Genomic DNA, 22286 nt, shown 5'->3' with positions numbered 1-22286 from the left:
CTCAATCAGGAATGTTCCTACAGCTCGATCGGCGTCGCTTCGAACCGCACGCGAGGATGGGCGATACGGTCCTGGGCGCGCACCAGTTCCAGTTCATAACTGGCGCAGGCCTGGGTTTCCAGCAGCACTTCATGCACGGCTGCGGCGGTGAACTCGAACGCTGCCAACAGGCTGTCGCCCAATAGTACCCGCGCCAGGAACAGCCCCGAGGTCAGGTCGCCCACGCCCACAGGCTGACGCGGAAACGCCAGCAATGGCCGGCGCAGGTGCCAGCTGCCCTCGGCGGTCACCAGCAGCATCTCGAAACCGTCCGGCAGCTTGCCGGGGTAGTCCAAGTGCTTAACCAATACCGCCTTCGGCCCGCGTGCCAGCAGCGCCTTGGCCATGGCCAGGCAATCGAACAGCGATTGCGGCTTACGCCCGGCAAAACTGTCCAATTCCAGCTGGTTAGGGCACAGGAAATCGGCCATGGCCGCGGCTTCGTCCAGCAGGAAATCGCTGACTTCCTGGGGCACGATGCAGCCCTTCTCCGGATGGCCCATCACCGGGTCGCACAAATACAGGGCCTTGGGGTTGATGGCCTTGATGCGCGCCACGCCGCTGAGAATCGCACGCCCCTGGTCCGCACTGCCCAGGTAGCCGGACAGCACGGCGTCGCAGTTGCCCAGCTCGCCGATCGCCGCAATGCCTTCCACCAGCGCCGGAATTTGCTGCGGCGCCAACACTTCGCCCGCCCATTGGCCATACTGGGTGTGGTTGGAGAACTGCACCGTGTTCAACGGCCAGACGTTCACCCCGACACGCTGCATGGGGAATACGGCAGCGCTGTTTCCGGCGTGGCCAAAGACCACATGAGACTGGATCGCAAGCAGATGAGGTGTGCGTTTCATGCGCGGGATTTCCGTAAAGCCATTGAAATTCTGGCCGCGCAGTATGCGACTAAACGCAGCCTGTACGACAGACCGGCGACACAGTTAAGCTGCTCTCACTTTGTTGGAGTCTTTCGCATGCTGACCCTGGGAAACATCTTCGTGTTGATGCTGCTGGCGACCGGTGCCGCCTGGGTGTGGCACAACCACGGCCTGCGTGAGCGGGCGCTGGAGCGGGTCAAGCAGCATTGTGCCAAGCTCGACATCGAACTGCTGGACGGCGCGGTGGCGCTCAAGCGTATCGGGTTTGTGAAGGATGCCAATGGGCGGCGGCGCCTGGCGCGTATCTACAACTTTGAATTCACCGTGACCGGCGAAACCCGCCATCCGGGGACCATCACTCAATTCGGCGCCCACAGCGCGCAGATCGAACTGGCGCCCTACCCGTTCGAGATCAAGACGCCGCTGCCCAGCGCCGAAGTGATCGAGCTGAGCCAGTGGCGCCAGGACCACGCCAAGAACCGTCAGTAACGGCAGGCCTTTAGTGCGGCCTGCAAGGCGGCCAGGTCCTGTGGCTCGCTGAAAATCAACTCAATACGTGAATCACGGCGCCATTCGCTGGCCTGCCAAGTCAACTCGCTGTTATCCACCGCGTTGGTCGAAACCCACCCTTCGGCGCTGTGGATAACCAGTTTGGCGCGGCGCCATTCAAGGCTTGTCAGCCACTGGTCGAGGCGGCGGGTATCGAATGGCTGGCTCGGGTGCCAGCGCCATCCGACGCTCCAACCACCTTCTTGAGTCTGACTCAGGCAGATCGGTTGAGTCGGATCGCTCCACACCGCCGGCATTTGCGCCTGGCCTTCGGGCACTTCGATGTTATCCACAGCGGCTGAAGCCTGCGCGTTCAGGCCGGGTAATTGTTGCAGGGGCAATTGCGCCTGGCGGGTCCAGTAGAGCGGGCATTCGGGCAACTGCCGTTCGATCGCTCGGCGCTGCCCGGCGTCCAACCCTTCATCTTTGTTCAACACCAGCAACCCGGCACTTGTCAGAGCCTCTTGCTGCGCTGGCGGCAATGGTTTTCGTGCTGCCAGCGCCTGGGCATCCAGCACCAGCACACAGGGCTGGACGGCCAGCACGCCCTGCCACGGTGCCTGCCGCAACTGCTTGAGCAACTGCGCCGGATGGCCCAGGCCCGACGGTTCGATAAACAGCCGGTCGGGCTTGGCCTTACGCAACAGACGACCCAGTCCTACCTGGAACGGTGCACCATTCACGCAGCACAGGCAGCCTCCGGCGACTTCGCCCAGGGCAATGCCGTCGTCATCCTGGGTGAGCAAGGCGGCGTCCAGGCCGATCTGCCCGAACTCGTTGATCAGCACCGCCCAGCGCTCGTTGGCCGGGCGCTGGGCGAGCAGGTGCTTGATAAGGCTGGTCTTGCCGGCGCCCAAGGGCCCGGCAATCACGTGGGTGGGAATGTTCTGCAGCATGAGGGGCATCGTTCGGACCGTGTAGAGCGTTTGATCCTACGCGGTTATGCGAGCCAATCCAGTGTCAGGATCAATCGGCGCTCATCGGCCTTGAGCGCCGGTGACCGGTGGATCAAACCGTGATTCTCATTACCGTGCCATTTGGTGCCCTTGAGCAGGGCGACTTCGCCGCAGCGAATCTGTTCGATGCGCTCGGTGGGCTCTGCCTCCGGCTGGCTCAGCCTGCGCCGGTCCATCACGCCTTCGCGCAACCACTGGCTGCCGACCCCCGCATAGGTGGTGATCAGTCGCACCGGCACATGGTCGACGTGAAAACGTGGGCACATCGCCTTATCCAGCAACCGCAAACGCACGCCAATACGCTTGGCGCCCAGCAGGCAGGCGAATGCGCTGACCAGCCACGACACATCGGCGATAAAGCCTTCGTAGCCTTCCAGATCTCGGCAGCTGGACGCCAATCCCTGCAAGTTCGGCTCGGCGTCTTCGTTGTTGAGCTCGATCACCATGGAATCGGCCAACGGCTCGTTGAGCGCCACCAGCAAGGCGCCGAACTCGGCGATGTGCAACGGCAACTGCCGCTCCCACACGGCCAGGTTGACGCCATCTTCCAGTATGTCGGACAGCGCCAACGGGGTTTCGCCACGGGTCTGGCGAATCACAGGACGCAGGGGAATCACCGGGGCCAGCATCAGGCGGCTGCCTCCTCATACCAAGGGCCAAAGGGATCGGCCAGCAGGCGCCAACCGTCGACGCCCTGGGCCATTTCTTCATCGTTGAGCAGGCACGCGTCCAACTCGGCACGCAGTAGAGTGAAGTCGATGTTCTGCCCGATAAACACCAGTTCCTGGCGGCAATCACCGGTGCTCAGTTGCCAGTTGCCCATGATCGCCGCGATGTTTTCTTCGTCCTGAGGCCACTGGCTTTTTGGCACAAAGCGCCACCAGCGCCCGGCAAAACCATGGCGCATCAAACCGCCGGCCTGGGACCAACTGCCCGCATCCTGGTGCTTGCTGGCCAGCCAGAAAAAACCTTTGGAGCGCAGCAGTTTGCCGTTGACCCACGGGCGGTCGATGAAGTCGAAGAAACGCTGTGGATGGAAGGGACGGCGCGCACGGTAAGCGGTGGAAGCAATACCGTATTCCTCGGTTTCCGGCACATGTTCACCGCGCAGTTCCTGCAGCCAGCCTGGGGCTTGGGCGGCACGTTCAAAGTCGAAACGGCCGGTGTTGAGGATCTTGTTCAGCGGCACTTCGCCCATGACCATTGGGATGATTTCCGCCTGGGCATTGAGGCGCTCAAGGATCGCCATCAACTCTTCGCGTTCGCGGCTGCTGATCAGGTCGATCTTGCTGATGAGGATCACGTCGGCGAATTCGATCTGCTCAATCAGCAGGTCGGTGATGGAACGCTCGTCTTCTTCACCGAGGGTTTCACCCCGCGACGCCAGGCTTTCGGCCGCCTGGTAGTCGAGCAGGAAGTTCATGCCGTCGACCACGGTGACCATGGTGTCCAGGCGCGCGATGTCGGCCAGGCTTTGCTCGTTTTCGTCGCGGAAGGTGAAGGTTTCGGCCACAGGCAAGGGTTCGGAGATGCCGGTGGACTCGATCAGCAGGTAATCGAAACGACCTTCCTTGGCGAGTTTTCCCACTTCTTCCAGCAAGTCTTCCCGCAGGGTGCAGCAGATGCAGCCGTTACTCATCTCCACCAGTTTTTCTTCAGAGCGGTTGAGCGTGACGTCGCGCTGGACTTCGCTGCCGTCGATGTTGATTTCGCTCATGTCGTTGACGATCACCGCCACCCGCAGGTTTTCGCGGTTGCGCAGGACGTAGTTGAGCAGCGTGCTTTTACCGGCGCCGAGAAAGCCGGACAACACAGTAACGGGGAGACGATTGGGCATCAGGTATTCCTCATCAGGGTTGGCCGGTCAAATCGCCCGTTTATGGCGTTCGCGCAGCTCTTCACGTTCTTTGGCTTCGATACACAGGGTGGCGGTAGGACGCAGCAACAAGCGCTGTAGGCCGATGGGCTCGCCGGTTTCGCGGCACCAGCCGTATTCGCCGCGCGCCAGCAAGTCGAGGGCATCGTCGATCTTGTCCAACAGCTTCTTTTCCCGCTCCAGCAGGCGCAGTTGCCATTGGCGCTGTTCTTCGGCGCTGCCGACATCGGCAGGGTCGCTGTTGGTTTCCTGCTCGCGCAGCACCAGGAACTCGGCGTCGATGCGGGCTTGCAGCTCATTGCGCTGGGCCAGCAGCAACTCACGGAAGAACCCTTGCTGGGCTTCATTCATGTAGTCGGCGCAAGGCTGGGCCAGGAGGTCTTGTTCGGTCATGGGGAGCGGTTCACGGGTCAGGCTGTGTTTTAATGTTATAGTATAACAATACAAATAAGCCAATCCCCTCTTGCTCACCACGACGAAGGGCGCAATGCTTGAACACTCCCCAGCCTGAGAAACCCGATGAGATACCTGGTGTGCGCCCTGTTATTGGTTGCCGTGGGACCTGCGTGTGCCCAGGCGCCAAGCCTGCTGGCCAACTGCACGCGCAGCGCCAATCTGCTCGCTTGCGTTGACCCTTCAGGCAACGCCTACAGCGTGGCGACGGTCGGCAGCACCACGTATTTACGCGGGTACGAGGTGATCGGCAAACGCTATTGGGCACAGACCAACAGCCGCTACGGGCAACTGACGTTCTTTACCGGGTTGGCGTCGGACGGTGAGGCGTGGGTCGGCTACACGCGGCGCGTGGGCTGGACCACCCTCAACCGGTTTTCCAGTTCGGGTGGCGCCAGCGCCAAATTCACCTGTAGCCGTATAACCGGCTGTTAGACCTGACCGTTCTTCTGTTCCTGCACCCATGCCATGTAGCTGTTCATCGGAGGATTCTTCTGGAAGTATTTTTTCAGGCCTTCGAACAGGCCGTCGGCAACCGCCTGTTGATGACGCGCAGTGACCAGCCGTGCACTGTCCCGCGCATTGGAAATAAACCCGGTTTCCACCAGGATCGACGGCACGTCCGGTGACTTGAGCACCGCAAACCCGGCTTGTTCCACACGCTTCTGATGCAGGCTGGTGATGCCTTCCAGGCTGCCCAGGATCGAACTGCCCAGTTGCAGGCTGGACGCGATGGTGGCGTTCATCGACATATCCAGGATCACCCCGGCGAGCATCGGGTCCTTGTCTTTCAGATTGAGCAGGCTGGTGGCACCGAGCAGATCGGCGCCGTTTTCCCGTTGCGCCATGAACCGCGCCGTGGCGGAAGTGGCGCCGCCTTCGGACAGGGCATACACCGACGCGCCCGAAGCGGTGATGCGTGGCGCCGCGTCCGCATGCACCGAGATAAACATGTCGGCATTGTGCTTGTGGGCGATTTCCACGCGCTTGCGCAACGGCACGAAGAAATCGTCGTTGCGCACCAACTTCACGTCGAAGCCTTTCTCACGTTTCAAGCGTTTAGCCAGCAGTTGGGCGATGGACAGCACCACGTCTTTTTCGCGCTGGCCTTTGGAACCGACGGCGCCTGGGTCCTTGCCGCCGTGGCCGGGATCGACTACCACAATGATGTCGCGTTTGGGATGCGCTTTATCCACCAAAGGCTTGGGCTCGGCCGCAATCTGGCGAGGCGCCTGGGTGGCGCTGGTCAGGTCCAGGACCAGTCGATGGCCTTGGCCATCCTGAGGCGGCAATAGAAAGCTGTTGAGCTGCATCGGTGCGGCCAGGTCCAGCACGATGCGCGTGTCGCCTTTGCCGAAATGCCCGGAACGAATCGAGGTGATCCCGCTGTTCTTCAGCGCCAACTGAGAGAAATCACCACTGAGCCCGGCGCCGCTCAAATCGATGATCAAGCGCTCCGGCGCGCTCAACGTGAAGGTCTTGTATTGCACCGGACCGCTGAGGTCGAACACCAGGCGCAGCTTGTCGTCCGAGCGCCACAGGCGGGCGTTGCTGATCTGCGTGGCGTGGGCGGCAAACGGCAAGGTGAACAGCGGGCTGGCCAGAAGCAGGTTTAGGAGCTGACGTCTGTGCATGAAAAATACCGCAAATAAAGGAGCGTCCCTACTCGACATGACTGAAAAAAGGCTGGAGCAGAAAAATCATCGTCGACTCAATAGTTATAATATAACATGTCTTTTTATTTCCAACGATGGACCTGCTCATGAATGCGCTGACTCTGCCGGATATCGCCGCGCAGGCTTCACGCCAAGCCTTGCCACTCGACTGGGTGGGCATGTGCGGCATCGCCCTACCCATCCTCATCGACGGCCAGCGCCTGACCGCCACCGCTGATGCCGGCGTGAGCCTGGACGATGGCGCCGCCCGTGGCATTCATATGTCACGCCTGTACCTGGCACTGGAGATGCTCGACCAGCAACCGCTTACGCCCGCACTTCTGCGTAATGTACTGCAGCGTTTTCTCGACAGTCATGAAGGTTTATCTAATAACGCCTACCTGCGTATCCACACCGATTTGCTGCTCAAACGCCCGGCACTGGTCAGTCCTTTGGCCGGTTGGAAAGGCTACCCGGTGAGCATCGAAGCGCGTCTGGAAAACCAGATGTTCCACGTGGAACTAAAAATTGACGTTACTTACTCCTCGACCTGTCCATGCTCCGCTGCCCTCGCCAGGCAGTTGATTCAGCAACAATTTCTCGACGACTTCGCCAACACACCGTTGCAGCATGAAGACGTATTGACCTGGCTCGGCAGCGCCAACGGCATCGTCGCCACGCCTCACAGCCAGCGCAGCAGTGCGCAATTGCATGTCGAGCTGCAAGGCGAGCAACTGCCACTGACAGACTTAATCGACACCGTCGAAGCCGCCCTCGGCACCGCCGTACAAACCGCCGTAAAACGTGCGGACGAACAAGCCTTCGCCCTGGCCAACGGGCAGAACCTGATGTTCTGCGAAGACGCCGCCCGCCGCCTGAACCTCGCCTTGAAACGCTCGGATGCCGTCAAAGCCTTCCAACTGAAAGTGATCCACGCCGAAAGCCTGCACGCGCACGATGCCGTGGCTGAAAGCCGCTGGACGAGACACCCTGCATGATCACCTGCACCGCTTTACGCTGGGGCGCACCCGGCCAGCCGCTGACGCCCGCCATCGACCTTACCCTGGAAAAAGGCAGCCTCACTGGCATCATCGGCGCCAACGGCACCGGTAAAAGCAGCCTGCTTAAAGTCATCGCCGGCCTGCAAAAGCCGCTGGCGGGCAAGGTCACGTTGGAGGTTCCACGCCGTGGCGGCCTGTCGTTCCTGCCCCAGCAGCAATACCTGGACCGTCAGTTTCCCATCAGCCTGCAAGAGCTGGTCGCCGCCGGTTTCTGGGGCACGCAACTGTCCCCGCAACAGCGCAATCAGCGGCTTGAAGCAGTACTGGAAGACTGGTGCCTCAGCGGCCTTGAGCATCGCCCGTTGATGGCACTGTCCGGTGGCGAGCTGCAACGCGCCCTCCTTGCTCGCATGAGCCTGGCCGAAGCGCCCGTTCTGCTGCTCGACGAGCCTCACGCCGCCCTTGATGAAGAGGGCCAGGCGCTGTGCTGGAAACACATCCACGCCTGGCATGAGCAAGGCCGCACGCTGATCGTGGTCTGCCATGACCTCGCCTCCGTGCGCCACCACACCCAGCAAGTGGTGCAGATCAAAAGCACCGGCTGCGTGTTCGGCCCGAGCAAAGAGCTGATCCGCCCGCAGCCACAGATGCAGGTGGCCTGATGCATTTCGCCGCCCACCTGTGGATGCCCTTCGTCGACTTCGTCTTTATGCGCCGCGCTCTCATCGGCGGGTTGGTACTCGCCTGCAGTACCGCGCCGCTGGGCGTGTTCCTGATCCTGCGGCGCATGAGCCTGATCGGTGACGCTGTCGCCCACGGCATCCTGCCCGGCGCAGCCCTCGGCTTCTGGTTCGCCGGCCTCAGCCTGCCCGCCCTGACCATCGGCGGCCTCGGCGCGGGCCTGAGCATGGCTGGCCTGTCCGCTTGGATCACTCGCCGCACCGGCCTGCGTGAAGACGCCAGCCTCGCCGCCATCTACCCCATCTCCCTGGCCGCGGGCGTGCTGATCCTCGGCATCGCCGGCAAACGCCTCGATCTGCTGCACCTGCTGTTTGGCTCCGCCCTGGCGGTGGATGAAACCACCCTCACCGGCATGCTGTGGGTTTCCAGCTTCAGCCTGATCGCCATGGCCGCGATCTACAAACCGCTGCTGCTGGACACCCTCGACCCATTGTTCCTGCAAACCGTCAGCCGCCTCGGCCCACTGGCCCATGGTTTGTTCCTGACCTTGGTGGTGCTGAACCTGGTCATTGGCTTCCAGGCCATCGGCGCCTTGATGGTGGTAGGCCTGATGATGTTGCCGGCCATCGCTTCACGTTTCTGGAGCCGGCGCCTGCCGGTGTTGATCGCGGTATCGGCAGTGCTGGGATGCCTGTCGGTGTGGCTGGGTTTGTTGCTGTCGTTCTACTACTCGTTGCCCAGCGGCCCGGCCATCGTGCTGGTGGCGGGCGCCGGGTATCTGCTGTCCGTGGTCTTCGGTCCGGTGCACGGCTTGCTGCGCCGCCCGCCTTTGCTGTCATCCCAATGAGGTGTTTCCCGATGCGCGCTCTACTCGTGCTGTTCAGTCTCGTCCTGTCGTTGTCGACGGCCCAGGCCGCCGACAAGCTTCAGGTGGTTACCAGCTTCAGCATCCTCGATGACATCACTCACCAGATTGGTGGTGATCACATCCAGATCAGCAACATGGTCGGCCCCGACGCCGACGCCCACACCTACGAGCCTACCCCGGACGATGCCAAGGCACTGCTCAAGGCCAAGGTGATCATCAAGAACGGCCTGGGCTTCGAACCCTGGCTGGACCGCCTGGTGACCAGCACCGAAACCAAAGCCACGGTGGTGACCGCCAGCAAAGGCGTGATCTCCCACACCATGGAAGAGGACGGCGAAACCATCCCCGACCCGCACGCCTGGCACAACCTGGCCAACGCCGAAATCTATGTGAACAACATCACCAAGGCGCTGATCGCTGCCGACCCGGCCAACAAAGCCGACTACCAGCACAATAGCCAAACCTACCTGAAAGAAATCTATCGCCTGCTGGCCGAAGCCAAGACCAAGTTCGGCGCTCTACCCGCCGGTAACCGTCGCATCGTCACCTCCCACGACGCCTTCGGCTACCTGGGCCAGGCTTATGGCATCGATTTCCTCGCGCCACAGGGCTTGTCTACCGAACGCGAGCCGTCCGCCGCCGAAGTGGCTGCGCTGATCACTCAGATCCGCAAAGACAAAGTCAAAGCCGTGTTCATGGAAAACATCAAGGATTCGCGCCTGCTCAAGCAGATCGCTGACGAAAGCGGTGCGCAGATCGGCGGCACGCTGTACTCCGACGCCCTCGCCGCTGAAGGCCCGGCCAGCACCTTCACCGGACTGTTCGAATACAACCTCAACACGCTGTGCGCGGCTCTGGGCAAGCCATGACCTTGAGCATGCTCGACCTGGAAGGGGCTGCCGTCGGCAGCAGCTTTCCCCTCGAACCCGTGCTCGATGCCCTGCCGTGGAACAGCGATGGCCTGATCGCCGCCATCGCCCAGCAACACGGCAGCGGCGAGGTGTTGATGCTGGCCTGGATGAACCGCCAGGCCCTCAAGGAAACCCTGGGCACCGGGCAGGTCTGCTACTGGTCGCGCTCACGCCAGCAGTTGTGGCGCAAGGGCGAAAGCTCCGGTCACTGGCAACAGCTGGTGGAGGCACGCCTGGATTGCGACGGCGACGCGGTCCTGCTGATCGTCGACCAGCAGGGCCCGGCCTGCCACACCGGAAGGCCGACCTGCTTCTACAACGCCATCGACGGCGACTACGTCCACATCATTACGGAGCCCTTAGCATGATCCGCAAAAACCCGTCCGGCGATCTGCCTGTGATTGCCGAATCGGCCTACGTCGACAAGACCGCCATCATCTGCGGCAAAGTCATCATTGGCGAAAACGTGTTCGTCGGCCCCTACGCCGTGATCCGCGCCGACGAAGTCGACGCCAGCGGCGGCATGGACCCGATCATCATCGGCGCCAACTCCAACATCCAGGACGGCGTGGTCATCCACTCCAAATCCGGCGCGGCGGTGACCATCGGAGAGTTCACCTCGATTGCGCACCGCTCCATCGTCCATGGCCCCTGCACCGTCGGCGACCGCGTGTTCATCGGCTTCAACAGCGTGCTGTTCAACTGCGCCGTGGGCGATGGCTGCGTGGTGCGCCACAACTCGGTGGTCGACGGCCGCGACTTGCCCGCCGCGTTCTACGTGCCCTCCACCACCCGCATCGGACCGAACACCGACCTCTCGCAATTCCCGCCGGTGAGCGTGAGCGCCTCGGAGTTTTCCGAAGACGTGGCCCGCACCAACGTTGACCTGGTGCGCGGCTATAAAGCCCTGCAAAACGAGTTCTGAACCATGAGCCGCCTGCTGATCCGCAACGCCCGCCTGGTGAACGAAGGCCAGGAATTCGACGCCGATGTGTTGGTTGCCAACGGTCGTATCGAAAAGATCGCCAGCAGCATCCAGGACAGCAACGCGACTGTCGCCATCGACGCCCAAGGTCACTGGCTGCTGCCCGGCATGATCGATGACCAAGTGCACTTTCGCGAACCCGGCGCGCCGGACAAAGGCAGCTTCTACAGCGAATCCCGCGCGGCGGTAGCCGGTGGTATCACCAGCTTCATGGACATGCCCAACACCCACCCGGCCACCCTCGACCTGGACGCCCTGGCCGACAAAAAGCGCCGCGCCGCCCTGCACTCGGTGGCCAACTATGGCTTCCACTTCGGCGTGAGCAACGACAACCTCGACACCGTCGCAGCCCTCGACCCACGTGAGGTGGCCGGGGTCAAAGTGTTCATGGGGGCTTCGACCGGCAATATGCTGGTGGACGATCCTCGGATCCTGGAGCGCCTGTTCGCCGAAGTGCCCACGATTTTGCTGGCCCACTGTGAACACACGCCAAGCATCCAGGCCAACGAACAGCGCCTGCGCGAACGCTTCGGCGAGCACATCCCCGCCGTCGCGCACCCGCTGATCCGCGATGCCGAGGCGTGCTATCGCTCGTCATCCTTTGCCGTGGAATTGGCCAAGCGCCATGGCACCCGCCTGCATGTGCTGCACCTGACCAGCGCCCGCGAACTGGCGCTGCTCGAAGACAAACCCTTGAGCGAAAAACGCATCACCGCCGAGGTCTGCCTGCACCACCTGCTGTTCGATGACCGCGACTATCACCGCCTCGGCCACCAGATCAAATGCAACCCGGCCATCAAGACCCGCGCCGACCGCGACGCCTTGCGCCTGGCCTTGTTAAGCGACCGCCTGGATGTCATCGGCAGCGATCACGCGCCGCATACCTGGGCGCAAAAACAGTTGGGTTATCGCGAGGCGCCTTCGGGATTGCCCCTGGTGCAGCACGCCCTGCCCGCGCTGCTGGAACTAGTGGCCGATGGGCTGCTGCCGTTGACCACGCTGGTCGCAAAAACCAGTCACCGTGTGGCCGACCTGTTCGCCATCCCCGATCGTGGCTACCTGCGTGAAGGTTATTGGGCCGACCTAGTGCTGATCAAACCTGAGCCCGAGGGCAAGCCGGTCAGCAGCCAACCCATCCTGGCCCGCTGCGGCTGGACGCCCTTCGCCGAACGCAGCTTTCGTCACAGCGTCAGCACCACCCTGGTTTCCGGTCACTTGGCCTTTCATAACGGTCAGGTAATCGACAGCTGCCAAGGATTACCTTTGCATTTCCAGCGCTAGAGACGACGGCGATGATCCGGATCACCCTGCCAGACGGCACCCAACGCGAGTACGACGAGGCACTGTCGGTTTACGAGGTAGCCGCCAGCATCGGCTTGGGGCTGGCCAAAACCTCGGTCGCCGGTCGCGTTGACGGTGTGCTAGTGGGTTGTGAACACCTGCTGGAACAGGACGCCCGACTCCAGATCATCACCACCCAGGATCCCGAGGGGCTGGAGATTCTGCGTCGCTCCTGCGCAAGTCTGTTGGCGATGGCCACTCAGCAACTGTTTCCTATCGCTCAGTTGAAAGCCGGGTCGCCCACCGACGATGGTTTTTTCTACGACTTAGCCTGCGAACGCACCTTCACAGCGCTCGACCTTGAACAGATCGAAGCACGCATGCGCCACTTGGCGAACACCAATCATTCGGTACGGCGCCTGGGCGATTTTGAAGCCCTGTGCCACGGTCTTCATGTGCCCAGCACCGGTGTGATCCGAGCCTTCAAGCTGACCAAGGTCACCCTCAACGCATCGCAACAACGCATTTACGGCACCTGTTGGGCCAGCCAACAGGCTGCGGTGCTCACCCTGAGTGAAAGCCAGGCCGACTTCGGCCAGCAGGTCTGTGAAGCATTGAAACGTGTGGGCATACGGGCGGTGGTGGACCGACGCAACGAGAAGGTCAGCTACAAGATGCGCGAGCACAGCCTGCACCAAGTGCCGTATCTGGTGATTGTTGGCGAGCGGGAAAAAGCCGGCGGCTACGTCAGCCTGCGTAGCCGCCTGGGGGAAGACCTCGGTCAGATGAGTGTCGAAGCCCTGTGCGAAAGGCTCAAGCGCGAGGCTTGACCGTCCCGCAATCGTTGCCCAGCCACTGGGCATGGCTGTCCAGGCTGCCCTTCTGCTGAATGCCGGTGGCATTGAAGGTGCCGTTGACGGTGGTAGTGAATTCTTTCTGGCTCTGGAAAGTGGCTACACCCGTGCCTTGGGCTTTCGGGCAACTGAAGCGGAATTTCCACTGGTTGCCGGTCTTGTCGGTCACTTCCTGCTTGCAGCCCGATTGCGGGTCGGTCAGCGGGATCGAATCGGAGGCAACCTGCGCCGGGGTGAGGCACACCTGCACGCCTTTGCCGGCCATGGTGATGCCCTGTTTTTCGAGCATGGCACGCTGTTCCGGGGTCATCTGTTGCTTGAGCTGACCGAGGATCAGCGACAGGTCGGGCAAGTCCTGGTTATCGACTTTCATATTGCTGGTGGTCAGTTCCCACAAGCCCGGCGCCAGCATCTGCGCCTGCGCCGCCACCGGCAGCGACACACCAATCATCATGGCCAAAGACAGCAGACGAGCATTCATCGGGTAACTCCTGGGTAATGTTGGGCGTTAGACGCCGCAAAGGTGCCAGGGTTGCACGGCAAATAAAATAGCGACATTCCTGACCAGACATGGTCTGTTAGGCACTGGATTGCCTGGAGTAACGTCGTTCATGGATTTCTTTGGCCCGCACCTGCTCGCCTACTTCATCGCCACGCTGCATTTTCTCGGGACCCTCGCCGCGATCCACGCGGTGCTGACCGTCAGGACCGCCCAAGGCTCGATCGCCTGGGCCTTGTCGCTGATGTTCATGCCCTACCTCACGCTGATCCCCTACCTGATCTTCGGCCGCAGCACCTTCGACGCGTACATCCAGGCCCGTCGCCAGGCCAACCAGGAAATGCACACCGCGATCACCGAGCTGAACTGGCGCCCGTGGGTCGAAGAGGCCCTGGCGGCACGCAACTCCAGCGCCTACGCCTCGCTGCGCGCCATGCCCAAGCTGGGCCGCATGCCGTGCCTGGCCAACAATGAAGTGCGCTTGCTGATCAATGGCGACGCCACCTTCAGCGCAATCTTCGCGGCGATCCGCAATGCCAAGACGGCGGTGCTGTTCCAGTTCTTCATCATTCATGACGACGAACTTGGCCGCCAACTGCACGCGCTGTTGAAGGAAAAGGCCGCAGAAGGCGTCGCCATCTACGTGCTGTATGACCGCATCGGCAGCCACGCCCTGCCCCATCGTTATGTGCAATCGCTGCGCGACGCCGGGGTGAACGTCAAAGCCTTCGCCACCCGCAGCGGCTGGCTCAATCGCTTTCAGGTCAACTTCCGCAACCATCGCAAGATCGTGGTGGTGGACGGCATCACCGGGTTTGTGGGCGGGCATAACGTCGGCGATGAATACCTGGGCAAGAAGCCGCCGCTGGCGCCGTGGCGCGATACCCATGTGCAGGTGACCGGCCCGGTGGTGGCATGCTTGCAAGAGTCGTTTGCCGAAGACTGGTTCTGGGCCGCACGCGAACTGCCGCCACTGATCTTGCCGGACGCCTACCCCGAGGACGGCGTGCTCTGCCAATTGCTCGCCAGCGGTCCGGCCGACCCTTATGAAACCTGCTCGCTGTTCTTCGTCGAAGCCATCCACGCCGCGACCGAGCGCGTCTGGATCACCAGCCCCTATTTCATCCCCGACGAAGCGGTGTTCTCTGCCCTGCGCCTGGCCGTGCTGCGCGGTGTCGATGTGCGGCTGCTGCTGCCTTCACGGCCCGATCACCGCATCGTCTACGCCGCGTCCAGCCTGTACGCGATCGAAGCCGTGCGCGCCGGCGTGCGGGTATTCCGCTATACGCCAGGCTTCCTGCATCAGAAGGTGGTGTTGGTAGACGACGAAATCGCCGCCATCGGCAGTGCGAACATGGACAACCGTTCGTTCCGGCTGAATTTTGAAGTGATGTTGCTGACGGTCGACGAGGCCTTCGCCAAGGAAGTTGAGCACATGCTGCTGGACGACTTCGCCCTGGCCCATGAAGTCAGCCAGGAAGAAAGCCGCGAAACCCGTCGCCTTCAGCAACTGGGCATGCGGGTTGCGCGGCTTATTTCACCGATCTTGTAACGGGCTCAGCGGTAGATATCTTCCCGCGTCCACGGCAAGTCATGGCTGCCATCGGCATGGGGTTTCACCGCCAGAATCTGGTGCAGGTTGATCCAGCCCCGCGCAAACGCATAGGCACAACCGGCCAGGTACAGCCGCCAGATACGCAACGCCTGCTCCGGCACCATCTTCGCCGCTGCTTCCAGGTTGTCTTCCAGGCGCTCGCTCCAATGGTCCAGGGTGCGCGCGTAGTGCAGACGCAGACTTTCGACGTCGACCACCTCCAGCCCGACTTCGCTGATTTCGGCCGTCATCATCGCCAAATGCGGCAGTTCGCCGTTGGGGAACACGTAACGCTCGATGAACTCACCCGCGCCGCGCCCCACAGGGCGACCATCGGTGTGCTTGGCGGTAATACCGTGGTTCATCACCAGGCCGCCTTCGCGCACTGCGCCGAACAGGGTCTTACAGTATTCCGCCAGGTTGGCGTGGCCGACGTGCTCGAACATGCCCACGCTGACCACTTTGTCGAAACGCCCGTCTTGCGGCAGGTCACGGTAGTCGAGCAGTTGCAGGTCCACCTGGTCTTCCAGGCCTTCGGCTTTCACCCGTTCCCGGGCCAGCGCCAACTGCTCCTTGCTCAAGGTGATGCCAAACACCTTAACCCCGAACTCCCGCGCGGCAAACCGCGCCAGCCCACCCCAACCACAGCCGACATCCAGCAAATACTCGCCCGGCTGCAGCCGCAACTTGCGGCACAGGTGGCGAAATTTGTCTTGTTGGGCCTGGTCGATGGATTCGCTGCCGGTTTCGAAATACCCGCAGGAGTACGCCATGTCCTGGTCCAGCCACAGCTGGTAGAACTCGTTGGACAGGTCGTAATGGTAGGAAATGGCCGCTGCGTCAGTGGCCTTGTCGTGGATCGAGCGCACCGGACGACTCCCCTCGTCGTCTTCGATCAGGGCGTGACTCAATTCGTCACACACCCGGATGACCTCGGAAATGGAGCCTTCCAGCTCCAATTTACCCTCGACAAAGGCTTCGCCCAGTGAATCGAGCGTTGGATGGGTCAGCTTGGTCACGACCGTGGGGTCCTTCACCACGATGGTCACACTGGGCTCGGGGCCCAAGTTGAATTCATGGCCGTCCCAGAGTCGAAGACGCAGCGGTAGCTGAAGATTCTGTAAGGCCGGTGGAAGTTGCGCGAGCATGAGTAGTCCCCCCTTGTTTCAGACGTCTGCTGAGAGGTTAGACCATCCGAAGACAAAGTAGGAGGCTATCGATTTGATAGCGCTCTTCTATGGGGCCCGGCGCTCGAGCAACCCGTCCTGGACCCACTGCTTCAGCCAAGTAACGGCCTGCAGTGGCGCACCCTCTGCATGAGTGACTGCCAACTCGGCGCACAGTTCGGCAAAGCTCCAACCGGTGGTCGCCATTCCCGTCAGGGCAGAGGCCTCGGCGGGTTCCAGGCTGCGGTAATGGCAAACATTCTGATGGCGCCACACCAGGCACGTCTGCGACGGGGCGAGTGCGTGACTGTCGGGGAAGTCGGATTCGTCCTTGCTGGCGCGCCAGATCGCGACACTGTTGAACTGGCACAGCAGCGCTTGCACCGTCGGCGCCAGGGAAACCTGCAACACCGGCCACGCCTCTGGCGGCAACGACGCCATGTCGCCCAGCGTCAGCGGTTCGCCCTGCGGCGCATCAAATGCCAGGGTGAATGCCCACTCCAACCGCGCCAACTCCGCCAATGGCGCACTCTGCTCCGCCACCAGATGCTCAAGGATAAACACCGGGAAACGCTCGCCCAGCCAGCGCAGGCTGTAATGGGCCGAGGGGTTGCGGCGCAGGTAGGCTTCGGTCAGCGCGGCAAACTCGTCATCGCCCAGCCAATAAAGGATGGCGCTGAAGTCATGCCGCAAGACTTCCTGCAACCGTGAGAGGTAGGCGTTGTGGTAAATCGCCAGGCCCGTGTCCACATCCAGCGTCGGCCCGCCCAGCAACGTGGCGGCGAAACCACTGTTGGCCACTGGCGTTTCGGATAACAGGTGCTGCTCGAAGGCCAGTTGCCAATCCGTCAGGCGCATAGCTGTCTCCTGGCCAGGGCGGTCGCGCCCAGTTCACGGGCCTTGCTCAGTTCGGTGAGCAGTTCTTCAAAGGGTGGGAAATGGTCATCCCGTTCCAGTAGCGTCGACACGGGCCCTAGATGCTCGAGCGTCTGTTGATAAAGCGCCCACACCGGATCACACACCGGATGGTCATGGGTGTCGACCACGTAATCGCCATAGTCCACATGCCCCGCCAGATGCAGCTGGCGGATGCTTTCCGGCGGCAAGTTACGGATAAACGTCCAGGCGTCAAAGCCATGATTGCGCGAGCTGACGTACACGTTGTTAACGTCCAGCAACAGCTGGCAGCCCGACAGGTGAGCCAGGGCATTGAGAAATTCCCACTCGGTGAATTCGTCCGCCTTCGAGCGTACATAACTGGAGACGTTTTCCAGCACCAACGGGCGTTGCAACACGTCCTGCACTTGGCGCACACGGGCGGCCACGTGGTAGAGGCTTTCTTCGGTGTAAGGCAGCGGCAGCAGGTCATGCAACTGGTGGGCGCTGCCGCGACTCCAGCACAGGTGATCGGACACCCACGCCGGCTGGATACGCTCGGCGAGCTGTTTGATCTGCTTCAGGTAATCGGTATCAAGGGCATGGGGCCCACCGATGGACAAGGACACCCCGTGCATCACCAGGGGATAACGCTCGGCTATCGCATCCAGGTAATACAAGGCTTTACCGCCCTGGACCAGGTAATTCTCGGAGATCACTTCGAACCAATCCACCGCCGGCGATTGTTCAAGGATCTGTTGGTAGTACTCACTGCGTAAACCCAGGCCGTAACCGAGGCTCGGAAGAGAGGTAGGCATAAGACACTCCTGGGAAAGTGTCCGCAGCGGTGGGGGCGACCGCTGCGGGTGCACTTGGCGGTCGGTTATTCGCCGACTTTGCCGCCAGCCTTGGTGCAGGCATCGGCACTGGCCATTGCCTTGAAACCCTGACCTTTGCAAGAACCCTGGCCTTTGCAGGCGTGGTCCTTGGTTTTGCAGTCGTTCTGGCCTTTGCACGCGTTGATGCCGTAGCAGTGAACGGCGGTGTCAGCGGCTTGAGCTTGAGTGACAACACCGGCAAACATAGTGGCAGCGGCCATTGCGAGAGCGGCACCAGCAGCAGCGGATTTGATGTTCATTGTTGTATTCCTCATGATCGTAGGGGTGTCGGTCTGAACGGATTGTTCAGTCTCGACACACCACTAGAGTGAGGCCCCTCAGCCGCGTTACAGCCGCGTGCAAATATTTCTGAAAATTATTCTTCGAGCTTCAAAAGGGGCTCCTGGAAGCGTAGCAAACGCCCGGCATTCCCCAGTACCAGCAAAGTACTGAGGTTATGCAGCACCGCTGCAATCATGGCGCCCGCCGCCCCCAACCAGCCAAACGCGGCGAATACGACAATGGCCAAGGTCCAACCCAGGCCGATGATCACGTTGACCTGCAAGGTCTGCCGGCACTGGCGGCTCAAGCGCACACAGGTGCCCAGGCGCCGCAGGTCGCTGCCGATCAGCACCACGTCCGCCGACGCCAGGGCAATATCCGCCCCGCCCGCGCCCATGGCCACACCGACTACGCCGGCCTTGAGTGCCAGGGAATCGTTGATGCCATCCCCCACCACCATCGGGCGAAAGCCGCTGCCGATTTCACCCAACACGCGGTTGAGCTTGTCTTCCGGTAGGGCCTGGGCTTCGACATCGCTGATGCCGACCTCCAGCGCCAGGCTGTTGGCCACGCTTTGGCGATCGCCGGTAAGCAGCAGTTGGCGACCCAGGCCGAGATCACGCAGTTCTTGCAGGGCCTGGCGTGCCTCCGGCTTGACGCTGTCGGCCAGCAGCAACCACGCGAGAAACTGCCCATTCAGCGCCAGCCCGGCGATGGGGCCATCGTGGTTCGGCACAGCGGTGGTGACGATGCCCAGTTGCTCGAACAATTCCGGCCGACCCAAGGCCGCTTCGCCCTGATCGGTTTGCGCCACGACACCCAGCCCCTGGCGTTCGCGAATATCCGTCAACGCCAGCAGCTGTTCCTGCGTTGCCAAACCCGCCAACGCCCGGCTGACCGGATGGCTGCTCGCGGAGCCCAGGCTGGCCGCGAGATTGAGCAGCACCTGCCGATCCGGCGCGGTGGTTTCGATGGATTGCAGGCGCAGGGTGCCGAAGGTCAGCGTCCCGGTCTTGTCGACCACCAACGAGGTCAGGTCCGCCAGCTCCTCCAGAAACGCCGAGCTGCGAATCAGAATCCCATGCCGCGCCGCGACTGCAATGCCCGCAATCGCCGTGGCCGGCGCCGACAGCACCAACGCACACGGGCACGCCGCCACCAGCACAGCGAGCATCGCCTGGGCATCGTTGGTCACAAACCAGGTCACCGCCGCCAGCAACAACACCAGCACCATATAGCTGCCGGCATAACGTTCCAGCAGGCGTGTGATCGGCGGCTTGGCGCGCTCGGCGTTCTGCATCAGCGCGATGACTTTGCCCAAGGTGGATTCATTGCCCGTGCGCGTCACTTGCAGGCGCAGCAAGCCATCCAGGTTGATCGCCCCGCCAAACACCTGCACGCCCACACTGGCTTCCAACGGCACCGACTCACCGGTAATCGGCGCCGTGTCCAGGCTCGCCTGGCCCGACAGCACCACGCCATCAGCCGGCACCCGGTCACCGGCGCGCACCTCGACCACATCGCCGGTATTCAGCGTGCCGTTGTCCACTTCGACAATGCTGCCGTCGGCATGCACCAAGCGCGCGTGGCTGCGCGTCAGCTTGCCCAGAGCATGGATCGCTTCCTGGGAGCCGATCACGCTACGCTCTTCCAGCACATGGCCGAAGATCATGATGATCGGCAGCAACGCCGCCGTCAGCAGATCCCCTGTGGCCCAGGCACCGAGCATGGCCAGGGCGATCAGTTGATCGGTGATGCCATGCAAACTCGGAAACCGCAGGCTGTACCAGGCCGAACGCATCACCGGCACGGCCACCAGCAAGGATGCGACGCCCAGCAGCAGTTGGCTCACGCCGGTCTGGTCGGGCGCGAGCCAGCGCCATACCAGGCCCAGCACCAGCAACCCCAAGGCCAGCATGGCCAGGGTCAATTGCCGGGCAGCGCTGCGCTGTTCGGCGGAGGTCAGCATGGGTGCGCTCATTGTTCGGCTCCCTGGATGATCAAGCGGGAGTCGTCTTTCGGATCGACCGTGGTCACAGAACCGGCCTGGCCGAGAATTTTCGGCACGCGCTCGCGGTACAGGCGCAGCAGCAAACCCGGGTCTTTCACCTGGGCCAGGCTGGCGACGGTTGCGGTTTGCGCCTGGGCATTGGCCAGGCGTTCGCTGGCCTGGGCGTGGGCGACTTGCACCAGGCGGTCGGCCTGTTGGGTGGCGGTCTGGGTGAGTTTTTCCGCGTCGGTGCGGGCGTTGGCCACGGCCTTGTCGGCTTGCTGGCTGGCCGTCAGCACGGCGTTGAACGCATTGACTGCCGGGCCCGGCAGGCTCGATTGCACATCGACACGGGTGACTTCGATGCCCAATCCCAATCCCGTAGAAGCCAATTGCGTGAGGCGTTTATTGATGCCTTGCACCAAGTCGCCACGCAACCGCTCACGGCGCTCGGCGGCGCCGTTGTCGGTGCCGATCAGTTCAGGTCGCGCCACCAGAATCGTGTCCAGGTCCCGCGCCGCGGTGAGGGCCACGGCGCTGCGCGTCACCAGTCGATCCAGGGCCGGCAGCACATGATCGCCCTGCAACACAAAGGCATAGGGTTCGGTGACTTTGTAGAACACCCGCACATCCAGTTGCACCACGCCGGCATCGCCAGTCAGCAGGTAACCGGAACCCGCCAGCGCATCACTCAAGGGCGTGGCGAAGCTGGCCACACGGTCGGCCTGGATCGCCGCGTCGGAGCGCAGCAGGTTCTCCACCCGGCGTTCGATCACGCGGTCAGCCGCCGGTAGCAACACCACCTGCTCGAACGGCTGCGGCCAAGCCAGCAACAGCCCGGCATTCTGGATACGGTCGAGGGCGCCAAAATGCAGGACCACCGCACGGTTCTGCGGGTCGATCTGGCGCACATTGGAAAACGCCCAGGCCAACGCCGCCAATACCGTCACCGCGTACAACGCCAGGAAGGTCAGGCGCCCGGCCTGGATCCAGGGGCTGTCCGGGCTGTCACGCATCGTCATGGCTGGACGTCCTTGGGCCCGTCCACCAAGGCGCGGAACGGCGCTGCGTCGGTGCGCAGGATGATCTTGGTGCCTGGTGTGACCACAGTGCCTAAGGTATCCAGAGAGCGCAGCAGGTTGTACAGCTGTGGATTACCCGCGTAGGCGCGACCATAAATCTGCGCCGCTTCGACCCGCGATTGCGCTTCGATATCGGCGGCTTTCACGGTGGCATCGGCCTGCACGATGCGCGCATCACGCTCGGCGGCGGAGCGGATCTGCGCGGCCTCGCGCTTGCCCACGGCGGTGCGTTCGGTGGCGATGGTTTCACGCTCGGCACGCATGCGGTCGACCGTAGCGGTGAGCGTGACCGACGGCAAAGTCAGGCGTTCGATGCCGACCTGGGCGACACGCACGCCGTAGGTGGTGAGCAATTGTTGATCAATCTGCTGGCGCAACTGCGCTTCGAAATCAGCGATGCGCACTTGGCTGGCGTCGGTGTTGATCAGGCTGGACAGGTCGAAGCTCGCCGCCGTGGTTTCCAACGCCGAGCCCACGAAGGTACGAATCTGCCGCGCCGCTTCATCCGGTTGGTTCTGCACGGCGCGCATGAAGCGCTGCACGTTGTCTGCGTCGCCCTGCACCTGCCACGCCACGTACGCCTGCACGATGATGCGCAGGCCGTCGCGGGTACCCACATCCTGCAACCCGCTGGAGGTGGTGCGCAGGCGCAAATCCACCGGGATCGCCGCTTCGAACGGCGCCGGCCAACGCCAGCCCAGGCCCGGCTCCAACAACACCCGCGACGGATTACCGAAACGGGTTATCACCGTGGCCTCGCCGGAACGCACCTGCACCAGGCTGGCGGCGGCAACCGCAAACAGCACCAGCAACAGCGCCCAGGCCATACGCCGCCAGGGGAACGGGCCGGCCGCTTGTTCGTCACCGTGATGATGGTGGTGGTGATGGCCGTGATGATGACCGTGATCGTGAGAATGAGCGCTCAACTGACAGACTCC

General features: G+C 62.3%; 25 protein-coding genes. 11 read left to right on the top strand and 14 right to left on the bottom strand.

From position 1 onward, the window contains the following. Positions 1–17: 17 nt before the first annotated feature. A complete protein-coding gene (gene pdxY, locus H096_RS05785) occupies positions 18–890 on the bottom strand; it encodes a pyridoxal kinase PdxY (RefSeq protein WP_033897245.1) in 873 nt (290 codons plus the stop codon). A 117-nt stretch (positions 891–1007) separates the two neighbouring features. Here pdxY and H096_RS05780 point away from each other — a divergent pair, with 117 nt between their 5' ends. Then, positions 1008–1400 (top strand): DUF3301 domain-containing protein, encoded by a 393-nt coding sequence (locus tag H096_RS05780; protein WP_016978674.1) that lies wholly within the window; start codon positions 1008–1010, stop codon positions 1398–1400. Here the strand turns inward: H096_RS05780 and H096_RS05775 are convergent. The 4 genes from H096_RS05775 to dksA are packed head-to-tail and all read right to left on the bottom strand — an operon-like array spanning position 1394 to position 4685. Then, positions 1394–2356 carry a CobW-like GTP-binding protein gene (locus H096_RS05775; protein WP_033897244.1) on the bottom strand — a complete coding sequence of 321 codons (963 nt, stop codon included), beginning with the start codon at positions 2354–2356 and terminating at the stop codon, positions 1394–1396. The two genes, H096_RS05780 and H096_RS05775, sit on opposite strands and share 7 nt — an antisense overlap. Before the next feature lie 44 nt (positions 2357–2400). Then, the gene (locus H096_RS05770) at positions 2401–3045 is read right to left on the bottom strand and encodes a DUF1826 domain-containing protein (RefSeq protein WP_033897243.1); all 645 of its coding nucleotides are present in this window, start codon (positions 3043–3045) and stop codon (positions 2401–2403) included. Further along, entirely contained in the window at positions 3045–4253 is a 1209-nt protein-coding gene (gene zigA / locus H096_RS05765) for a zinc metallochaperone GTPase ZigA (RefSeq protein ID WP_033897242.1), read from the bottom strand. Before zigA ends, H096_RS05770 begins: the two co-directional genes overlap by 1 nt. A gap of 27 nt (positions 4254–4280) precedes the next feature. Further along, positions 4281–4685, bottom strand: a complete 405-nt coding sequence (dksA, locus tag H096_RS05760) for an RNA polymerase-binding protein DksA (protein WP_033897241.1) — start codon at positions 4683–4685, stop codon at positions 4281–4283. Between the two features lie 126 nt (positions 4686–4811). Here dksA and H096_RS05755 point away from each other — a divergent pair, with 126 nt between their 5' ends. Continuing rightward, positions 4812–5180, top strand: a complete 369-nt coding sequence (locus H096_RS05755) for a hypothetical protein (protein WP_016978679.1) — start codon at positions 4812–4814, stop codon at positions 5178–5180. Here the strand turns inward: H096_RS05755 and H096_RS05750 are convergent. Beyond that, the gene (locus H096_RS05750) at positions 5177–6379 is read right to left on the bottom strand and encodes an N-acetylmuramoyl-L-alanine amidase (protein ID WP_033897240.1); all 1203 of its coding nucleotides are present in this window, start codon (positions 6377–6379) and stop codon (positions 5177–5179) included. The two genes, H096_RS05755 and H096_RS05750, sit on opposite strands and share 4 nt — an antisense overlap. Before the next feature lie 128 nt (positions 6380–6507). On the opposite strand from H096_RS05750, the gene folE2 reads away from it, so the two are divergent. From folE2 to H096_RS05710, 8 genes are read left to right on the top strand one after another with little or no spacing between them, the layout of a single operon-like run. Continuing rightward, a complete protein-coding gene (gene folE2 / locus H096_RS05745) occupies positions 6508–7398 on the top strand; it encodes a GTP cyclohydrolase FolE2 (protein WP_033897239.1) in 891 nt (296 codons plus the stop codon). Then, entirely contained in the window at positions 7395–8063 is a 669-nt protein-coding gene (locus tag H096_RS05740) for an ATP-binding cassette domain-containing protein (protein ID WP_033897238.1), read from the top strand. The genes folE2 and H096_RS05740 overlap by 4 nt, the downstream gene beginning before the upstream one ends. Then, positions 8063–8929, top strand: coding sequence for a metal ABC transporter permease (locus tag H096_RS05735; RefSeq protein ID WP_016978683.1), 867 nt, complete (start codon positions 8063–8065; stop codon positions 8927–8929). The genes H096_RS05740 and H096_RS05735 overlap by 1 nt, the downstream gene beginning before the upstream one ends. Before the next feature lie 11 nt (positions 8930–8940). Continuing rightward, entirely contained in the window at positions 8941–9819 is an 879-nt protein-coding gene (locus tag H096_RS05730) for a metal ABC transporter substrate-binding protein (RefSeq protein WP_033897237.1), read from the top strand. Next, the gene (gene hisI / locus H096_RS05725; protein WP_033897236.1) at positions 9816–10229 is read left to right on the top strand and encodes a phosphoribosyl-AMP cyclohydrolase; all 414 of its coding nucleotides are present in this window, start codon (positions 9816–9818) and stop codon (positions 10227–10229) included. The genes H096_RS05730 and hisI overlap by 4 nt, the downstream gene beginning before the upstream one ends. Beyond that, positions 10226–10786 carry a DapH/DapD/GlmU-related protein gene (locus H096_RS05720; RefSeq protein ID WP_028618554.1) on the top strand — a complete coding sequence of 187 codons (561 nt, stop codon included), beginning with the start codon at positions 10226–10228 and terminating at the stop codon, positions 10784–10786. Before hisI ends, H096_RS05720 begins: the two co-directional genes overlap by 4 nt. A 3-nt stretch (positions 10787–10789) precedes the next feature. After that, the gene (locus H096_RS05715) at positions 10790–12127 is read left to right on the top strand and encodes a dihydroorotase (protein WP_033897235.1); all 1338 of its coding nucleotides are present in this window, start codon (positions 10790–10792) and stop codon (positions 12125–12127) included. Between the two features lie 11 nt (positions 12128–12138). Further along, complete coding sequence (locus tag H096_RS05710; RefSeq protein WP_033897234.1) at positions 12139–12957, top strand: His/Gly/Thr/Pro-type tRNA ligase C-terminal domain-containing protein; 819 nt, start codon at positions 12139–12141, stop codon at positions 12955–12957. Here H096_RS05710 and H096_RS05705 read toward each other — a convergent pair. Beyond that, positions 12941–13462, bottom strand: coding sequence for a DUF3617 domain-containing protein (locus H096_RS05705; RefSeq protein WP_016978689.1), 522 nt, complete (start codon positions 13460–13462; stop codon positions 12941–12943). The two genes, H096_RS05710 and H096_RS05705, sit on opposite strands and share 17 nt — an antisense overlap. 130 nt (positions 13463–13592) lie before the next feature. On the opposite strand from H096_RS05705, the gene cls reads away from it, so the two are divergent. Next, positions 13593–15032, top strand: a complete 1440-nt coding sequence (gene cls / locus H096_RS05700; RefSeq protein ID WP_033897233.1) for a cardiolipin synthase — start codon at positions 13593–13595, stop codon at positions 15030–15032. Positions 15033–15037: 5 nt separating this feature from the next. On the opposite strand, the gene cfaB is transcribed toward cls, so the two are convergent. The 7 genes from cfaB to H096_RS05665 all read right to left on the bottom strand — a co-directional run bounded on the left by cfaB (position 15038) and on the right by H096_RS05665 (position 22274). Further along, positions 15038–16222 (bottom strand): C17 cyclopropane fatty acid synthase CfaB, encoded by a 1185-nt coding sequence (gene cfaB, locus H096_RS05695; RefSeq protein ID WP_033897232.1) that lies wholly within the window; start codon positions 16220–16222, stop codon positions 15038–15040. Positions 16223–16309: 87 nt separating this feature from the next. Continuing rightward, positions 16310–17098: a DNA-binding domain-containing protein gene (locus H096_RS05690; protein ID WP_033897231.1), complete on the bottom strand. Its 789-nt coding sequence runs from the start codon at positions 17096–17098 to the stop codon at positions 16310–16312. Beyond that, a complete protein-coding gene (locus H096_RS05685; RefSeq protein WP_033897230.1) occupies positions 17089–17934 on the bottom strand; it encodes a DUF692 domain-containing protein in 846 nt (281 codons plus the stop codon). Before H096_RS05685 ends, H096_RS05690 begins: the two co-directional genes overlap by 10 nt. A 65-nt stretch (positions 17935–17999) precedes the next feature. Beyond that, positions 18000–18254: a membrane protein gene (locus H096_RS05680; RefSeq protein WP_016978693.1), complete on the bottom strand. Its 255-nt coding sequence runs from the start codon at positions 18252–18254 to the stop codon at positions 18000–18002. Positions 18255–18370: 116 nt separating this feature from the next. Then, positions 18371–20257, bottom strand: a complete 1887-nt coding sequence (locus H096_RS05675; RefSeq protein ID WP_033897229.1) for a cation-translocating P-type ATPase — start codon at positions 20255–20257, stop codon at positions 18371–18373. Continuing rightward, positions 20254–21288 carry a protease modulator HflK gene (locus H096_RS05670; protein WP_033897228.1) on the bottom strand — a complete coding sequence of 345 codons (1035 nt, stop codon included), beginning with the start codon at positions 21286–21288 and terminating at the stop codon, positions 20254–20256. The genes H096_RS05675 and H096_RS05670 overlap by 4 nt, the downstream gene beginning before the upstream one ends. After that, complete coding sequence (locus H096_RS05665) at positions 21285–22274, bottom strand: protease modulator HflC (protein ID WP_033897227.1); 990 nt, start codon at positions 22272–22274, stop codon at positions 21285–21287. The genes H096_RS05670 and H096_RS05665 overlap by 4 nt, the downstream gene beginning before the upstream one ends. Positions 22275–22286 lie beyond the last annotated feature (12 nt).

Origin of the sequence: Pseudomonas sp. FH1, assembly GCF_000510895.2 — a bacterium.
Taxonomy (GTDB): domain Bacteria; phylum Pseudomonadota; class Gammaproteobacteria; order Pseudomonadales; family Pseudomonadaceae; genus Aquipseudomonas; species Aquipseudomonas azotoformans_A.
Note: the sequence above shows the minus strand (reverse complement) of the source record. Positions and strands in the feature narration are given on the sequence as shown.

Excerpts from the sequence above, each read along its gene's own strand:
- H096_RS05750 (WP_033897240.1), bottom strand. The coding sequence starts at position 6,379 with ATGCACAGACGTCAGCTCCTAAACCTGCTTCTGGCCAGCCCGCTGTTC.
- H096_RS05685 (WP_033897230.1), bottom strand. The coding sequence starts at position 17,934 with ATGCCTACCTCTCTTCCGAGCCTCGGTTACGGCCTGGGTTTACGCAGT.
- cls (WP_033897233.1), top strand. The coding sequence starts at position 13,593 with ATGGATTTCTTTGGCCCGCACCTGCTCGCCTACTTCATCGCCACGCTG.
- H096_RS05720 (WP_028618554.1), top strand. The coding sequence starts at position 10,226 with ATGATCCGCAAAAACCCGTCCGGCGATCTGCCTGTGATTGCCGAATCG.
- H096_RS05730 (WP_033897237.1), top strand. The coding sequence starts at position 8,941 with ATGCGCGCTCTACTCGTGCTGTTCAGTCTCGTCCTGTCGTTGTCGACG.
- H096_RS05670 (WP_033897228.1), bottom strand. The coding sequence starts at position 21,288 with ATGACGATGCGTGACAGCCCGGACAGCCCCTGGATCCAGGCCGGGCGC.
- H096_RS05715 (WP_033897235.1), top strand. The coding sequence starts at position 10,790 with ATGAGCCGCCTGCTGATCCGCAACGCCCGCCTGGTGAACGAAGGCCAG.
- H096_RS05735 (WP_016978683.1), top strand. The coding sequence starts at position 8,063 with ATGCATTTCGCCGCCCACCTGTGGATGCCCTTCGTCGACTTCGTCTTT.
- pdxY (WP_033897245.1), bottom strand. The coding sequence starts at position 890 with ATGAAACGCACACCTCATCTGCTTGCGATCCAGTCTCATGTGGTCTTT.
- cfaB (WP_033897232.1), bottom strand. The coding sequence starts at position 16,222 with ATGCTCGCGCAACTTCCACCGGCCTTACAGAATCTTCAGCTACCGCTG.
- H096_RS05710 (WP_033897234.1), top strand. The coding sequence starts at position 12,139 with ATGATCCGGATCACCCTGCCAGACGGCACCCAACGCGAGTACGACGAG.
- H096_RS05740 (WP_033897238.1), top strand. The coding sequence starts at position 7,395 with ATGATCACCTGCACCGCTTTACGCTGGGGCGCACCCGGCCAGCCGCTG.
- H096_RS05770 (WP_033897243.1), bottom strand. The coding sequence starts at position 3,045 with ATGCTGGCCCCGGTGATTCCCCTGCGTCCTGTGATTCGCCAGACCCGT.
- H096_RS05775 (WP_033897244.1), bottom strand. The coding sequence starts at position 2,356 with ATGCTGCAGAACATTCCCACCCACGTGATTGCCGGGCCCTTGGGCGCC.
- H096_RS05675 (WP_033897229.1), bottom strand. The coding sequence starts at position 20,257 with ATGAGCGCACCCATGCTGACCTCCGCCGAACAGCGCAGCGCTGCCCGG.
- H096_RS05690 (WP_033897231.1), bottom strand. The coding sequence starts at position 17,098 with ATGCGCCTGACGGATTGGCAACTGGCCTTCGAGCAGCACCTGTTATCC.
- H096_RS05705 (WP_016978689.1), bottom strand. The coding sequence starts at position 13,462 with ATGAATGCTCGTCTGCTGTCTTTGGCCATGATGATTGGTGTGTCGCTG.
- zigA (WP_033897242.1), bottom strand. The coding sequence starts at position 4,253 with ATGCCCAATCGTCTCCCCGTTACTGTGTTGTCCGGCTTTCTCGGCGCC.
- H096_RS05755 (WP_016978679.1), top strand. The coding sequence starts at position 4,812 with ATGAGATACCTGGTGTGCGCCCTGTTATTGGTTGCCGTGGGACCTGCG.
- dksA (WP_033897241.1), bottom strand. The coding sequence starts at position 4,685 with ATGACCGAACAAGACCTCCTGGCCCAGCCTTGCGCCGACTACATGAAT.
- H096_RS05780 (WP_016978674.1), top strand. The coding sequence starts at position 1,008 with ATGCTGACCCTGGGAAACATCTTCGTGTTGATGCTGCTGGCGACCGGT.
- hisI (WP_033897236.1), top strand. The coding sequence starts at position 9,816 with ATGACCTTGAGCATGCTCGACCTGGAAGGGGCTGCCGTCGGCAGCAGC.
- folE2 (WP_033897239.1), top strand. The coding sequence starts at position 6,508 with ATGAATGCGCTGACTCTGCCGGATATCGCCGCGCAGGCTTCACGCCAA.
- H096_RS05680 (WP_016978693.1), bottom strand. The coding sequence starts at position 18,254 with ATGAACATCAAATCCGCTGCTGCTGGTGCCGCTCTCGCAATGGCCGCT.